Origin of the sequence: Roseateles sp. So40a (assembly GCF_048081605.1) — a bacterium.
Taxonomy (GTDB): Bacteria; Pseudomonadota; Gammaproteobacteria; order Burkholderiales; family Burkholderiaceae_C; genus Roseateles.
This window is the reverse complement of sequence record NZ_CP182288.1, coordinates 3947490-3962772: the sequence shown is the minus strand read 5'-3', so window position 1 is coordinate 3962772 and position 15283 is coordinate 3947490. Positions and strand designations below refer to the sequence as shown.

Here is a 15283-nt window from a genome sequence, read left to right as displayed (position 1 = left end):
AACCAACAACGAGCGATCAACCGGCATGTGCGGGACCCATCCAGTAGGGTCTCTGCCCATATCCACGGTGCAGCGCCGTCTCGTAATCGCGATCGATCGTGCCGATATCTTGAAATCGCGGGCTGGCCCGCACCGCCTCGCGTTGGACGGTCAGGTGGATCTTCTTGGCTGCGAGATCCACCTCCGTGAGCCAATGGGGGCTGATCAGCACACGTGGCCCACCTTGCCACCATCCGGACGTATCGACGAGGAGGTAACGGAGCCTCCATGCGACATCGTCGTAGATGAGATCGACAACGCTGCCCATGCCTCTGCCCTCCGAGACCAACTCACATCGGCACAGTTCCTCATCGGACACCAGCGGCAGGTTTCTCGAGCTCGGGGCCGGTTGCCCGTAGTGGAGCAACGTGGCGCGGGTCTGCTGCGCGGAGACGCCCTGCAGCGGATGCAAGGTGGGACTGGTCCTGACCGTGCGCTGATTGACATCCATGTGCATGCTTCTGCGTTGGATGGGCTGGAGCAGCAATGACGGCAGGATCAGCACCCAGCGGCCAAATAGCCAAGCCCCGGTTTCCACGACAAGGAAGCTGATGCGCCAATCGAAAGGATCGATGAGAGCCTGTTGCACGGCCCCGATGTTTCCGTCGCTGCCCGTGACCGCGCATCGCCTCAGGAGACTCAGGCTGCTCAGACGCGCGGCGACATCCACCATCTATCGCCTCCCCACCCGCGGGCGCGCCGCGGGAGCAACCGGTATCGTCGGCGACGGGGGACGATCGGCCTCGGGAGGCCTTTCCTGCCTGGGCTTCTTCAGTTCCTTGTTGCCGTGTTGACGCTTCGTCATATCGAGTCCTTCATGAGTCTGAGGCAGCGGGCGCACAATTTCACCCTCGGAGGGCGGGAAGCATTCATGCCCGTGACGAGCACAGGCTGCGCCATTCCCCACACGGCGTCGGTGCGGCATCGCACGCAGCGGTCCGATCCCGATTGCCACCTCCTTTCCGCATCGATCGGCTTTGCCTGGGGCTACCCAGATCCCTGGTCAACACCCAAAGGCGACTCACATGGTGTCCATGGAACTCGCGCGTCAGAACCTGCTCCTTGCCGCGCTCCCGGACGAGGAGCTGTCGCGATGGCTGCCTGACCTGGAAGCGGTGCAGGCTTCTTTGGGTCAAGTGATCTACGAGTCCGGAGCACATCTGTCGCACGTCTACTTCCCCACGACTTGCATCGTGTCCCTGCTCTATGTCCTCGAGGACGGCGGTTCGGCCGAGATCTCGGTGGTGGGCTTCGAAGGCGTGGTGGGGGTGTCGCTCTTCATGGGCGGACAAACCACGCCCAGTCGGGGCGTCGTGCAAAGTGCCGGGGAGCTTCTGCGCCTGCGATCCGATCTGATGCTCGTGGAGTTCAACCGGGCGGGCCCTGTGATGCATCTGCTGCTGCGTTACACACAAGCCCTGCTGACGCAGATGTCTCAGACAGCGGTGTGCAACCGGCATCACTCCTTGGATCAGCAGCTTTGCCGCTGGCTCCTGCTCAGCCTGGATCGGCTCGACGGGTGCGACCTCGTCATGACGCAAGATCTCATCGCCAACATGCTCGGGGTTCGGCGAGAAGGCGTCACGCAAGCGGCCGGCGACCTACAGGATGCGGGGTTGATCAGCTACCGCCGCGGCCATATCAGAGTTCTGGATCGTCCCGGCCTGGAGCGGCGCACCTGCGAGTGCTACGCCGTGGTCAAGAGCGAGTACGAGCGCCTGCTCAAACAGACGCTCGGCTAGCTGCAAGCGATTTCGCGGATCGTCGACGGCAATGCCGGGCGATTCAACCGCGCGCGGCCTTGGGCAGATCGGCATCCACCGACCGTTGGCGTGGCTTCACAGGGCGTGAACCGTCTCTGGAGGCGTTGACACATCCCTCTACCGCGCCAGGTCTGCCCGACCGCCAGGACGAGGGCCTGCATCCAATCGGCCAGCAGCTGCGTAGAACGGCTCAGGCGGGCTTCGTCCCTCCTGAATCCACCACACGTTCCCTCCCACACGAGGAGCTGCCCATGACCCCGTCCCGATCGGCGCCGTTGCGCGCCGGGTTGCTTGCGAGCGCTGCGCTCTGCGCCACCATGGCCTTCGCGTCCAGTCATCGCGAGGCGCCCTTCATCACAACCGTCCCCAAGGCGGACGCCACCGACTTCTACATGTTCATGAGCTACGAGACCGGTCGCACGGACTACGTCACGCTCATCGCCAACTACCTGCCGCTGCAGGATCCCTATGGCGGGCCCAACTACTTCTCGCTGGACCCCAACGCCCTCTACGAGATCCACGTCGACAACAACGGGGACGCCAAGGAAGACATCACCTTCCAGTTCCGGTTCAAGAACACCCTCAAGGCCACCGCGCTCACCATCGGCGACAAGAGCGTCCCCATCCCGCTGATCCAGTCGGGCACCGTCTCCGATCCCAAGGCCGCCTCGCTCAACCTCAACGAGTCCTACACCGTCGACATCGTCCGCGGCGACCGGCGCTCGGGCACGCGGGGCTCCATCACGAATGCCGCCGGCGGCGGCGCCACCTTCGACAAGCCGGTCGACAACATCGGCAAGAAGACCATCGCCGACTACGCGTCCTACGCCGCCAAGCACATCTACGCCGTGAACATCCCCGGCTGCGCCCAGCCGGCCAAGGTCTTCGTCGGCCAGCGCAAGGACCCCTTCGCGGTCAACCTCGGCACGATCTTCGACCTCGTGAACGCGCCCGTCGGCGTCATCACCGACCCGGCCCAGATCAACGCCGCGCCCAACACGCTGGACGGCAAGAACGTCACCACGCTCGCGCTGGAAGTGCACAAGAGCTGCCTGGTCGCGGGCTCCGAACCGGTGATCGGCGGCTGGACCACGGCCAGCATGCGTCAGGCCCGCATCCTCGATCCGTCGCCCAAGGCCGGCCACCAGTCCGGCGACAAGGCCGGCGGCGCCTGGGTGCAGGTCTCGCGGCTGGGCATGCCGCTGGTCAACGAGGTCGTCATCGGCCTGCCCGACAAGGACCGCTTCAACGCCTCCAAGCCCAAGGACGACACGCAGTTCGCCAACTACGTGACCAACCCGACCCTGCCCGCGCTGCTGGCCACGGTGCTGAACATCCCCGGCTCCGCGCCGACCAACCTGCCGCGCAATGACCTGGTGACGACCTTCCTCACCGGCATCAAGGGCCTGAACCAGCCGGCCAACGTCGTGGCGTCGGAGGAGTTGCGGCTCAACACCAGCATCGCCGCGGTGCCCTTCGCGCAGCAGAACCGCCTGGGCGTGGTGGGCAACATCCTGGCCAGCGGCAACGACAACGCCGGATTCCCCAACGGCCGCCGGCCCAAGGATGACGTCGTCGACATCTCGCTGGTGGCCGTGATGGGCGGGCTGTGCATGGCCAACGGCAACACCGACGCGCTGGGCTTCGGCGCCGCCTGCAAGCCGTCCGCCGTGCCGCTGGGCGCCACGTCGCTGAAGCTGCACGACGCGGTCGACCAGGCCGTGGTGCCGCTGCTGCCCGGCTTCCCCTATCTGTTCACGCCGACCGGCGGGACCTCGCAATGAACCGGGAGCCGAACATGGACAAGCATCGATCTCCCTTCGCAGCGACGAGCCCCTCTCACGGCACCCCCGCCGGCCCCGGCACGCCCACCGATCGCGTCCCTCGCGTCCCTCGCGTTCATCGCGGCCCGACGCTCGCCGTGACGGTGACCGCGCTGGCCGCGGCGGCTGTCGCCGTGGGTTGCTTCGGCGGCGGTGACGACGACGACATGACGCCGCCGGGACAGGCCATGGGCACGTCGGTGCCGGACAGCGCGCTGGCCTCGTCGACGGCCTACACGCAGTTCACGCTGATGACCAGCCAGGCCACCAGCGAGACCGCGGAGCCGCTGACGGCCGACAACGTGACGGTCCCGCCCGCCAGCGAGACCGACGAACCGGCCCCGGTGACTTGAGCCCCGCGCGAGCGCGGATGCTCGCCGGCTGCCTTGCGACGCTGGTCGCGGGGTGGTCCGCCGCCTGGACACGCGTCGAGGCGGCGCCCGTCACGCCCCGCCGTGACGATGAAGTCGTGGAACGCCTGCCCCTGCGGGTGGGATCCAGCGAGGAGCGAGCTCGCCAACGCGCCGAGCAGCGGGTGCTGGCGCAGCAGCCGCGTGACCTCGGGCTGGCGCTGCGCGCCGCGCGTGAGGCCATCGAGCGGGCCCGTCGCGATGGCGATCCTCGCGAGCTGGGCACCGCGCAGGCCTGGCTGCGCCCGTGGTGGGACGATCCTGCGGCCCCGCCGGCGGCGCGTCTGCTCAAGGCGATCGTGCTGCAGGCGCGTCATGAATTCGATGCCGCGCTGGCGGAACTCGACCACGTGCTCGCGACGCCTCGGCTGCCCTCGGCGGTGGAGGCCCAGGCGGCTTTGACCCGCGCGTCCCTGCTTCAGGTGCGCGGACGTTGGGACGAAGCCCGTCAGGGGTGTCAGCGATTGGCCGGCCCGCCGCTGTCGCTGCCGCATGGCCGCGCCTGCCTCGCGGAGCTGGACAGCCTGCAGGGCCGGGACGCCCAGGCCATGAAACAACTGAGCGCCCTGGAGCGCGATCCGCGGGCGCCACAGGCGTGGCTGATGCTGCTGCGCGCGGAGATGGCCGAGCGCCAGGGCCGCCCCGAGGCCGGCGAGCTTTACGCGCGGGCGCTCGCGCTCGAGGAAGGCATCTATGTCCGGGCGGCCTACGCCGACTGGCTGCTCGATGCCGGCCGGCCCGCCGATGCCGCGGCCGTGGCGATGGCCGGCGTCGCAGGAACGGCCAGCGCGGCGAGCGAGGCCGCCGCGCCCTTGGCGATCGAGAATCTGCCCGATGCCTTGCTGCTGCGTGTGGCGATCGCCTGGAAGCGAAGCAGTCACCCGGATGCAGCGCGCGCCGCAGCGCAGATGCAGTCCCGCTTCGATGCCGCGGCCCTGCGCGGCGACACGACCCACGCGCGGGAGCGTGCGCGTTTCGCGCTCGATGTGCGCCAGGATGCCGCCGTCGCGCTGCGGGAGGCCACGCTCAACTGGACGCAACAGCGGGAGCCCGCCGATGCCGTGCTGCTGATGCGCGCCTCGCGCGCCGCCCGTCGGCCCGAGGCGGCCGCCCCGGTGATGGCCTTCCAGCGCGAGCAGGGCCTGCGTGACCGCCGGCTGGAGGCGGCGCGATGACGCTGAGCCCATCCCTTGTCGCCTGGTGGACGTTGGTCTCGAGGACCCTGGCCACGGCGTTGACCGCGATCCTGGCCCTGACGCTCTCGCCGGCGTGGGCCCACAAGGCCAGCGACGCCTACCTGCAGCTGAGCGTCGAGGAGCGCGTCGTCACGCTGCGCAGCGACATCGCGTTGCGTGATCTGGACCGCGACCTCGTGCTGGACCTCGATGACGACGGCCAGCTCACCTGGGGCGAGGTCCGCTCAAGGACCGCCGACATCCAGGCGCTCGCCGACCGGGACATCGTCTGGCAGGTGAAGGACTCGTCCGGCGCGCCGTGCGTCGCGGGCAGCGCGGCGCCGCTGCAGCTGGAGCAGCACAGCGACGGCCGCTATGCGGTGCTGCGCCGTGACTGGACCTGCGCGCGCGCACCCGCGTCTGCCGAACTCCGCTATCGACTCTTCGCCGCGAGCGATCCGACCCATCGCGGCGTGCTGCTCTGGAGACTGGGCCAGGGACAGGACCAGGGACAGGCAGCGCGCACCGCCGTCGTGCCACCCGACGCCGCGGTGTTGTCCGTGCCCTTGCTCGATGGGGGCACCGGTTCGGCCGGCCCTTCCGCGCGGACGTCCTCCGACGCCTCCGCTGCCTCCGGCGCCACGGGTGCGGCGGACGCCGAAGCGGCTTCCACCTTGAGCGGCATCTTCCGCGACGGCGTCCATCACATCTGGATCGGTCTCGACCACGTGCTGTTCCTGGTCGTGCTGCTGCTGCCCGCGGTGATGCGGCGAGAGGACGGGCGCTGGCGTCCGGCCGGCGACTGGCGGAAGGCGTCGTGGCGCGTGATCGGCATCGTCACGGCCTTCACCGTGGCGCACTCGATCACGCTGGGCCTGGCGGTCTTCGAGCTTGTGCAGCCGCCCGCGCGCTGGGTCGAGAGCCTGATCGCGCTCAGCGTGCTGCTGGCGGCGTTGAACAACCTTCGTCCGGTGCTGGTGGAGTCGCGCTGGCGCTTCACCTTCGTCTTCGGACTCGTGCACGGCTTCGGCTTCGCGAGCGCGCTGCGCGACCTGGGGCTGGGCCGCGCCGACCTCGCCGGCCCGCTGGTGATGTTCAACCTGGGCGTCGAGGCGGGACAGCTCGTGATCGTGGCCGTGCTGGTGCCGCTGGCGTGGTGGGCACGACGCTGGGACGGTTATGCGCGATGGATCCTGGGCGGCGGCTCCGTCGCCATCGCCGCCATCGCGGTGACCTGGCTGGTGGAGCGGCTCTTCGATGTGCAACTGCTGGGGCTGGGCGCATGACGACGTGGAACCTTCCGATGCTGAGCCTGCTCATCCTCACGATGAGCTCGGCACAAGGGCAATCAGCGCCATCCGCACCAGCGCCAGCGCCAGCGGCGGCGTCTGCGGCGCCACGCCCGGAGATCCTCGCGCTGCAACGTGTCGAGGTCGACGGCCAGCATTACGACAACGGCGTCGGCAGCAGCGATGCCGCGTCGCAGGGCACCATTCGCGCCGCGCTGATGAAGAGCCGGCCGGTGCTGCGTCCGGGTGAGGTGCTGGAGTTCGTGCCGGGCCTGATCGTCACGCAGCACAGCGGCGACGGGAAGGCCAACCAGTATTTCCTGCGCGGCTTCAACCTGGACCACGGCACGGACTTCGCCACGACGGTGATGGGCCTGCCGGTGAACATGCCCAGCCACGCCCATGGCCAGGGCTACGCGGACCTCAACTTCCTGATCCCGGAGCTGGTCGAGCGCATCGACTATCGCAAGGGACCGTACTTCGCGCGCAATGGCGACTTCGCCGCAGCGGGCTCGGCGGACATCGACTACCAGCGCCGGCTCGACGCGCCATTCGTGAGCCTGACCCTGGGCGAGGGCCGATACCGGCGCGCGCTCGCGGCGGGCTCCGCGCGTGTGGGGGAGGGCATCGAGGTGCTGGGCGCCGTCGAGGCGATGGGCAACGACGGTCCGTGGACGCTGCCGGAAGACCTGCGCCGCAGGAACGTGGTGCTGGGCGTCTCGGGCGAATCGGGCATCGACCGCTGGCGGATCGGCCTGATGGACTACCGTGCGGACTGGACCTCGACGGACCAGGTGCCCCAACGCCTCATCGACGCCGGCAGCTACCAGGGCCGTCCGTTCGGCCGCTTCGATGCCATCGATCCGAGCGATGGCGGCGACACGCGGCGCAGCAGCGTCTCGGGCGAGTGGTCCCGCAGCGAGGACGGCCGCACGACCCGGGTGGCCGCCTATGCGATGGCCTATCGGCTGTCGCTGTACTCGAACTTCACCTACGCGATGGAGCGCCCCGAGACCGGTGACCAGTTCGCGCAGAAGGATGACCGGAAGATCTACGGATTGAGCGCGAGCCACGCGGCTGAGCTGTCCCTGGGCGGCCTGCCCGCGCGGGCGGAGGCCGGCGTGCAGCTGCGCCATGACCGCGCGCGCGTGGGGCTCTTCGACACCCGGGACCGCGTCACCCTCGCCACCACCCGCGACGACCGCGTGCGGGAGACGCTCGGCAGCGCCTATGGCGAGCTGGGCGTGGAGGTTGCACCGTGGGCCCGGGCCGTGGTCGGCGCGCGCGTGGACCAGGCGCGCTTCCACGTGGACAGCCTGAGCAACGCGGACAACTCGGGCCGGGCCTCGCAGACGCTGTTCTCGCCCAAGGCCTCGCTGATCCTGGGACCCTGGGCGCGCACGGAGTTCTTCGTCAACGCGGGGCGCGGCTTCCACAGCAACGATGCACGGGGCGTCACGGCGCGTGTGGATCCACGCAGCCTCGAGCCGGTGGAGGCGGTTCCGGGACTGGTGAAGGCCCGCGGCTGGGAACTGGGCGTGCGCAGCGAGTGGCTGCCCGGCCTGCAGACCTCGCTGGCGCTGTGGAAGCTGGACTTCGACTCGGAGCTGGTCTATGTCGGTGACGCGGGCGCCACCGAGGCCAATCGTCCGAGCCGCCGGCATGGCGTCGAATGGAACAACCGCTACATGCCGGTGCCATGGCTGCTGCTGGACGTCGATCTGGCGTGGACGCGGGCGCGTTTCTCCGATGCCGATCCCGCGGGGTCGCGCATTCCCAATGCGGTCGACCGCGTCGCCTCGGCGGGCGTGACGCTGCGCGAGCTGGGGCCGTGGTCGGCCAGCCTGCAATGGCGCTACCTCGGACGCGCGCCGCTGATCGAGGACAACCGCGTCCAGTCGTCCCCGTCGCTCACGACCAACCTGCGCGTGGCGAGACGATTCGGCGCGCGCACCGAGCTGACGCTGGACGTATTCAACCTGACGGACCGCCGGGTCAATGACATCGCGTACTTCTATGAATCACGCCTGCCCGGCGAGGCCGCCCCGGTCGCCGACCGCCATGTGCATCCCGCCGAGCCGCGCACCGTGCGCGTCACGCTGAGGCGCAGCTTCTGAGAGACAGATTCGGAGACGGCGCCCGGAATTCCGAGCGCGGCCGCCTGGAAAGCGGTGAATCCAAAAGCGGCCGCCCTGCGTACATCACAGGGAGACCCCACCGGTCGGTGCGGTCCTGACCAACGAGGAACCACCATGACCCCCTTGCAGGCTCGTGCCACCACCATGACGAAGCTGGCGATTCCGTTGATGTTCGCGGCCCTGCTGGGCGCTTGCGCGATGTCGGGCGCCTCCAGGGACGGCGCGATGCCGATGTACTCGCAGTCCGGACTGCCGGCGGCCGTGCAGGTGCCCGACGGGCACAAGGTGTCGATGGAGACGGTGGGTGTGGGCAAGATCACCTACGAGTGCCGCGGCAAGAAGGACATGGCGGGCCAGTACGAGTGGGCCTTCGTCGGCCCCGACGCCACGCTGATGGACCGCAAGCAGCAGATGGTCGGCAAGTATTACGGCCCGCCTGCGACCTGGGAATCGCGCGACGGGTCAAAGATCACCGGCACGCAGCTCGCGGTGGCACCGGCCTCGCCCGGCAGCATTCCGCTGCAGCTGGTGAAGGCGAATCCCGCGATGGGCATGGGCGCGATGCAGGGCGTCAGCCACATCCAGCGCGTGGCGACCAAGGGCGGGGTGGCACCGGCCTCGGCCTGTGACGCGTCCAGCCTGGGGCAGAAGCAGGTCGTGGACTATCAGGCGGACTACATCTTCTGGACGCCGGTGGCCATGCGCTGACCACGCACCCCGCGGTGGCCGGCGATGGCCGGCGATGGCCCGCGGTCGTCCGGGCCCTGTGCCTCCCGCTGATCCAAACGCGATGCGCGTGCGTACAAGCGGGATGACCACCCCACTCGACGATGCCGAGCCCGCCTCGGCCGGTCCCTCGCATGCCGCGCGTCCTGAAAGGGATGCGCGCCTCGAGGCTTTGATGGTCCGGGTCGCCGCGCTCGATCGAGCGGCTTTTGACGAGCTCTACCGCGCCACCAGCGCCGCGTTGTTCGGCGTGGTGCTGCGCATCAACGGCGACCGAGCTTGCGCGGAGGAAGTCTTGCAGGAGGTCTACATCAGCGCCTGGCGGCAGGCGTCGAGCTACGACGGCACGCAAGGCAAGGTCATGACCTGGCTGACGACGATCGCGCGTCATCGCGCGATCGACAGCCTGAGGCGCAAGAGCGCGCAGCCGGTCACCATCAGCCGTTTCGGCGGACTGGCGGACGAGGCCGGCGGCGGCGAGGACGAGATCGACCTGCTCGATGGCATGAGCAGCCCGGAGCGATCCCCACTGGAACTGCTCGATGACGCCAATCGCGCGCATGCGCTGGCGCATTGCATGGACCAACTGAGCGGGGAACAGCGCAGCAGCCTGGCGCTGGCGTATTACCAGGGGCTGTCGCACGCGGAAGTGGCCGAGCACATGCACCAACCGCTGGGGACCGTGAAGAGCTGGGTGCGGCGTGGTCTGCTGAGCCTGCGGGGCTGCCTGGACCGCGCGGCGGCCCGCGTCGGCGCGCTGGGGAGGACTGCCTGATGGACTACGGCCATCCGGATCGTGCCGATCGCCTCGCGGCGGATTACGCGGTGGGCACGCTGCGCGGCGGCGCGCGCCGTCGCTTCGAGCGCCTGCTGCCGGCGCATCCCGCGCTGGCGGCCGCCGCGGCCCGCTGGGCCGACCGGCTGCACCTGCTCGCCGACCGGATCGATCCGGTCGACCCGCCGGCCCATGTCTGGGCTGCCATCCAGCGCCAGCTGTTCGGCGCGGCCAACGATGAGCGCTTGTCGTCGACGAGCGGCGGCGCTCGCGGCGCCGGCACCGGTTCGCGGGCGCTGCGGGTATGGCAGGTCCTGGGATCGATGGCGCTGGCGGCGTCGCTGATCCTGGGCTTCCTGGTGGTCCGTCCGGTGGAGGAGCCGGCGCCCGTGGTCGTCGTGCTGCAAGGCACACCGGCGGGGCTGACCTTGGTGAAAACCGGATTCGTCGCCAGCGTCACGCCCGATGGGCGCGCGCTGGTGCTCAAGCCGCTGGGTCCGATCAAGATCGATCCCGCGCATGTTCTGGAGCTGTGGGCCATTCCGATCGAGGGCTCGCCCCGCTCGCTGGGCCTGATCCAGGCGGGGGACGTGCCGACCACGGTCAGACGCGCCGGCCTGTTGCAGGGCACGAAGGCGTTCGCGGTCAGCCTGGAACCCGCCGGAGGATCGCCCACGGGCCAGCCCACCGGTCCGGTGGTCTCCGCGGGCGGCGTCTAGGGGGAGTGGCCCTGTGGAGATAGCTCCGTCGCCGGAGACTCGCCCGCGAAGCGGGAGAGCAACCGTGTCAATCGGCGCGCTTTTGGCCCCCTCGCCCGCGAAGCGGGAGAGGGCGGGGGGTGAGGGCTCTTCGAAGGGAACCGTGCCCTCACCCGAGCCCTCACCCCTCCCTCTCCCGCTTCGCGGGCGAGGGCGATCGATTGGTGCTCTGCATACTCCCGCTCTCACCGCGCAGGCGAGAGGGCCGCACCCTTTTCGCGACGCTAGCGCGGGCTGAGCAGCAGCTCCTGCACGCTCGAGAAGTCCAGTCCACCGCGTCCGGCGCGGCTGTTGAGCGCATACAGGTTGCGCGCGAGCTCGCCCAGCGGCACGGCGGCGCCGACCTGCAGGGCCGCCTCGACCGCGAGCCCCAGGTCCTTGAGCATCAGGTCGTTCCCGAAACCGCCGCTGTAGCCGCGTGAGGCCGGTGCCTCGGGTTTCACGCCGGGCCACGGGTTGCAGACCTCGGTCGCCCAGCTGCGGCCGGTGCTCACGGCCATCATGTCGGACAGCGCCTGCGGATCGAGTCCGTGCGAGACGCCCAGCGCCAGCGCCTCGCCCGTCACTGCCATGATCACGCCCAAGGCCATGTTGTTGCACAGCTTGGCGACCTGCCCCGCGCCCGACGCACCCATGTGGAAGATGTTCCGGCCCATCGCCGACAGCACCGGCCGGGCACGCTCCAGCGCCGTCGTTTCTCCGCCGACGATGAAGGTCAGCGTGCCGGCCGCCGCGCCCGCGGTGCCACCGGACACCGGCGCGTCGAGCATGGCGAGGCCGCGCGCCTGCGCCGCGTGCGCGACGCGTTGCGCGCTCGCCGGGGCGATCGTGCTGCAGTCGATCACCAGCGCGCCCGTGGCCATGCGCGCCAGGAGGCCGTCCTCGCCGAGGAACAGCGCTTCCACATGCCGGCTGGCCGGCAGCATCGAGACGACCACGGACGCACCCTCCACCGCAGCCGCGGCCGAGGGGGCGATGGTCACGCCGGCGGCGCGCGCGGCGCTCAGCGCGGCCCCGCTCAGGTCGAAGGCTGAAACGGAAAAGCCGTTCTTCACCAGATTCGCCGCCATCGGTCCGCCCATGTGCCCCAGGCCAATGAAGGCGATGCGCTCGCAGGCGTTCATCGTGTTCGTGGTGTTCATCGTGTTGTCTCCTTGTGGTCGATCAGACGCGCTTACGGGGGCTCGGGGGCGCTCAGCGCAAGTCCGCCAGCGGATGCGCGCCGGTGAACCTGGGCGCGAGCAAGGCTTCCAGCATCGCCTGGGCGCCATCGTCTTGCGCGGCGCCTTGCCAGCGGGGCATCCGGTCCTTGTCGATCAGCAGCGCGCGCACGCCCTCGGCGAAATCGGGCAGCACGCAGCAGCCGACCGAGGCCTGGTATTCGAGGCGGAACACCTCCGCCAGCGAGGCGTGACGGAGCCGGCGCTGCAGCGCGATCGCCAGGGCCGCCGACGTCGGCGAGCCTTTCTGGAAGCTTGACCCGGCCGCGGCCAGCCAGGGATCGGACTCGGAGGCCAGTGACCTCAGCCGCGGCGCGATCGTCGCGAGCGTGTCGTGCGGCCCGATCAGCGCGTTGATGCGCTCGCGGTGCGGGGCCAGCTGGCCGGGCGCGAGATCCACGGCGGGCAGGGTGCGCAGCAGGTCGTCGAGTTGCTCCGCATCCGTCGCCTGATCGCCGTGCCAGCGTGCGTTCGCGATGGTCTCGAGCAGCAGGCCGTGGTCCTCGGCGCGCGCGGCGCGATCGGCCAGGCCTGCCCACAGCGCGTCCGCCGCGTTCAGCGGCGCGCCGGTCAACGCGAGGAACAGCCCGGTGCGTCCCGGCAGCCGCGACAGGAACCAGCTCCCGCCGACATCGGGATAGAGCCCCAGCGTGATCTCCGGCATCGCGAGCCTGCTGCGCGGGGTCACCACGCGGTGCGACGCGCCCGCCATCAGCCCGATCCCGCCGCCCATCACGATGCCGTGCCCCCAGACGAGCAGCGGCTTGGGGTAGCGATGGATTGCGTGGTCCAGCCGGTACTCGCGCTCGAAGAAATCGGCGGCGTCGCGGGGGACCTGTCCCGCGCCGGCGGCGCGCATCGCCCCGTACAGGCCGACGACGTCGCCGCCCGCGCAGAACGCCTTCTCGCCCTGGCCATCGAGGATCACACCCGCCACCTGCGGGTCCTCGGCCCAGGCGCTCAAGCGCGTCTGCAGCAGGTCGACCATGGGCAGCGTCAGCGCGTTGAGGCTGGCCGGTGCGTTCAGCGTGGCGTGGCCGAAGCGATGGCCTGACGCGGTGACGATCGTGCGGAAGAGCACAGGCGCCTCATCGTTCGAGGTCGTCGCGACGGGCAGGGCGGGGCGGGCGGTCATCGTCGTGCCCTCAACCATTGCGCCACGCCGGGCTGCGCTTGCCGAGGAAGGCCTGCACACCCTCGCGCTGGTCCTCGGTGTCGAAGAGGCCGATGAAGGCCTCGCGCTCGGCCACGAGCTGCGATTGAGGCGGCGCGGTGCGCGCGCCCTGGATCAGCCGCTTGCAGGCGCTCACGCTGGTCGGGCTCTGGGCCTGGACGCGCTCGGCCCACTGCAGCGCGCGGACCAGCGATTCGCCCTTGGCCACCAGGTCGTCCACCAGGCCGATGAGCAGGGCGGTCTCCGCGTCCACGCGCTCGCCCAACAGCACCATGCGCTTGGCCCAGCTCTCACCGACGGTCCAGCTCAGCCATTGCGTGCCGCCGGCGCAGGGCAGCAGTCCGACCGTGGCTTCGGGCAAGGCCATGACCGCGTGAGACTCCGCGATGCGCAGGTCGCAGGCCAGCGCGCATTCAAGACCGCCGCCCATTGCGTAGCCGTTGATCGCGGCGATGCTCACGCCGCGGAAAGCGGCGAGCGCCTCGAAGGCCTCGCCGAAGCGCCGGGCCATTGTGGCCGCGACGCCCTTGTCGCCGTCGGCGAAGAGCTTCAGGTCCGCGCCGGCGCTGAAGAACTTGTTGCCTTCGCCGGTGATGACCAGGGCGTAGATGTCGCGATCAAGGTTCAGGTCGCCGATCAGGCGAGTCAGCGCGGTGAGGCGCTCCGAAGTCCAGGTGTGGGCCGGCGGATTCGTCAGCGTGACGAGGGCGGTGTGGCCTCGGCGTTCGAGGCGCAGGCCGGGGTAGGGAGTGGTCGTATCGAGTGTTTCGATCATGGAAAGCATGGGTGGGGGGAAGTGAATGCAGCTCACCGGATCGCCTCGGGCGCGTGGTCCTGGAGCATCCGGCGCGCGACGATGACGCGCATGATTTCGTTGGTGCCTTCCAGGATCTGATGCACGCGCGCGTCGCGCAGGTAACGCTCCAGCGGGTACTCGCGGATGTAGCCGTAGCCGCCGTGGATCTGCAGCGCCTCGTTGCACACGGTGAAGCCGATGTCCGTCGCCAGGCGCTTGGCCATCGCGCAGTACACCTGCGCGTCCGGCGATCCCGCGTCGAGCTTGGACGCCGCGAGTCGCACCATCTGGCGTGCCGCCACGAGCTCGGTGGCCATGTCGGCCAGCTTGAACTGCAGCGCCTGCATGTCCGCGAGCGCGCGCCCGAACTGCCGGCGCTCGTGCATGTAGCGCTGCGCGGCGCCCAGCGCGCCTTGCGCCGCCCCGACCGAGCAGGTCGCGATGTTGATGCGGCCGCCGTCCAGCCCCTGCATCGCGATGCGGAAGCCTTGCCCTTCCTCACCCAGCCGGTGCGAGGCGGGAATGCGCACGCCGTCGAAGGCGATCGCGCGCGTGGGCTGGCTGTTCCAACCCATCTTCTCTTCCTTGCGGCCGTACTGCAGGCCGGGCGCGTCCCCAGGAACGAGGAACGCCGAGATGCCGTCAGCGCCCGCGCCGCCCGTGCGCGCCATGACGACCAGCACGTCCGTCGATCCTGCGCCCGAGATGAAGGCCTTGCTGCCGTCGATCACGTAGGCGTCGCCCTCGCCATCGCCGTGGCCATCGGTAATGCGGCGGGCCGTCGTCCGCAGCGAGGCCGCATCGGAGCCCGCACCCGGCTCGGTGAGGCAGTACGACGCGAGCCGCTCTCCGCTGCACAGCGACGGGCCGAAGCGGCGGACGACCTCCGGCGAGCCCTGGCTGCAGACCATCCACGTCGCCATGTTGTGGATGCTCAGGAAGGCCGTGGTCGACGGACAGGCCGCGGCGAGTTCCTCGAACACGATGGTGGCGTCCAGACGCGGCAGGCCCAGACCGCCCGCCGATTCCGGCGCGTAGAGCCCGCAGAAGCCGAGTTCACCGGCATGGCGCAGCGTGTCGCGCGGGAAGATCGCCTGCGCGTCCCACTCGGCCGCGCGTGGGGCGATCTCGTCGCGGGCGAAGTCGCGCGCGGCGCGCTGGAAGGCCAGCTGCTGCTCGCTCAGCTCGAAGTCCATG

14 protein-coding genes are annotated in these 15283 nt (G+C 69.9%); 9 read left to right on the top strand and 5 right to left on the bottom strand.

All coding sequences use genetic code 11. The features are described from left to right. Positions 1-16: 16 nt before the first annotated feature. The gene (locus tag ACNI65_RS18040) at positions 17-712 is read right to left on the bottom strand and encodes a hypothetical protein (RefSeq protein WP_416758423.1); all 696 of its coding nucleotides are present in this window, start codon (positions 710-712) and stop codon (positions 17-19) included. Positions 713-1064: 352 nt separating this feature from the next. Here ACNI65_RS18040 and ACNI65_RS18035 point away from each other — a divergent pair, with 352 nt between their 5' ends. The 9 genes from ACNI65_RS18035 (at position 1065) to ACNI65_RS17995 (ending at position 10857) form a co-directional block, all read left to right on the top strand. Beyond that, positions 1065-1781, top strand: coding sequence for a Crp/Fnr family transcriptional regulator (locus tag ACNI65_RS18035; RefSeq protein WP_416758422.1), 717 nt, complete (start codon positions 1065-1067; stop codon positions 1779-1781). Positions 1782-2053: 272 nt separating this feature from the next. After that, entirely contained in the window at positions 2054-3586 is a 1533-nt protein-coding gene (locus ACNI65_RS18030) for a DUF4331 domain-containing protein (RefSeq protein ID WP_416758421.1), read from the top strand. Positions 3587-3600: 14 nt separating this feature from the next. Further along, positions 3601-3978 carry a hypothetical protein gene (locus ACNI65_RS18025; RefSeq protein WP_416758420.1) on the top strand — a complete coding sequence of 126 codons (378 nt, stop codon included), beginning with the start codon at positions 3601-3603 and terminating at the stop codon, positions 3976-3978. Then, on the top strand, positions 3975-5210 hold the full coding sequence (locus tag ACNI65_RS18020; protein WP_416758419.1) for a hypothetical protein: 1236 nt from the start codon (positions 3975-3977) through the stop codon (positions 5208-5210). The genes ACNI65_RS18025 and ACNI65_RS18020 overlap by 4 nt, the downstream gene beginning before the upstream one ends. Then, positions 5207-6496, top strand: a complete 1290-nt coding sequence (locus tag ACNI65_RS18015; RefSeq protein WP_416758418.1) for a HupE/UreJ family protein — start codon at positions 5207-5209, stop codon at positions 6494-6496. Before ACNI65_RS18020 ends, ACNI65_RS18015 begins: the two co-directional genes overlap by 4 nt. Before the next feature lie 17 nt (positions 6497-6513). Continuing rightward, entirely contained in the window at positions 6514-8616 is a 2103-nt protein-coding gene (locus tag ACNI65_RS18010; RefSeq protein ID WP_416758417.1) for a TonB-dependent receptor, read from the top strand. 135 nt (positions 8617-8751) lie between these two features. Beyond that, the gene (locus ACNI65_RS18005; protein ID WP_416758416.1) at positions 8752-9345 is read left to right on the top strand and encodes a DUF3455 domain-containing protein; all 594 of its coding nucleotides are present in this window, start codon (positions 8752-8754) and stop codon (positions 9343-9345) included. Between the two features lie 103 nt (positions 9346-9448). Beyond that, complete coding sequence (locus ACNI65_RS18000; RefSeq protein ID WP_416758415.1) at positions 9449-10138, top strand: sigma-70 family RNA polymerase sigma factor; 690 nt, start codon at positions 9449-9451, stop codon at positions 10136-10138. Then, positions 10138-10857, top strand: a complete 720-nt coding sequence (locus ACNI65_RS17995) for an anti-sigma factor domain-containing protein (RefSeq protein ID WP_416758414.1) — start codon at positions 10138-10140, stop codon at positions 10855-10857. The genes ACNI65_RS18000 and ACNI65_RS17995 overlap by 1 nt, the downstream gene beginning before the upstream one ends. Before the next feature lie 263 nt (positions 10858-11120). On the opposite strand, the gene mmsB is transcribed toward ACNI65_RS17995, so the two are convergent. Genes mmsB through ACNI65_RS17975 form a run of 4 tightly spaced genes read right to left on the bottom strand, consistent with a single transcriptional unit; the run spans position 11121 to position 15282 of the window. Next, complete coding sequence (gene mmsB, locus ACNI65_RS17990; RefSeq protein ID WP_416758413.1) at positions 11121-12038, bottom strand: 3-hydroxyisobutyrate dehydrogenase; 918 nt, start codon at positions 12036-12038, stop codon at positions 11121-11123. A gap of 52 nt (positions 12039-12090) precedes the next feature. Beyond that, the gene (locus ACNI65_RS17985) at positions 12091-13251 is read right to left on the bottom strand and encodes an enoyl-CoA hydratase/isomerase family protein (RefSeq protein WP_416758412.1); all 1161 of its coding nucleotides are present in this window, start codon (positions 13249-13251) and stop codon (positions 12091-12093) included. Positions 13252-13261: 10 nt separating this feature from the next. After that, entirely contained in the window at positions 13262-14065 is an 804-nt protein-coding gene (locus ACNI65_RS17980) for an enoyl-CoA hydratase (RefSeq protein ID WP_416758411.1), read from the bottom strand. A gap of 32 nt (positions 14066-14097) precedes the next feature. Continuing rightward, complete coding sequence (locus tag ACNI65_RS17975) at positions 14098-15282, bottom strand: acyl-CoA dehydrogenase family protein (RefSeq protein WP_416758410.1); 1185 nt, start codon at positions 15280-15282, stop codon at positions 14098-14100. Position 15283 lies beyond the last annotated feature (1 nt).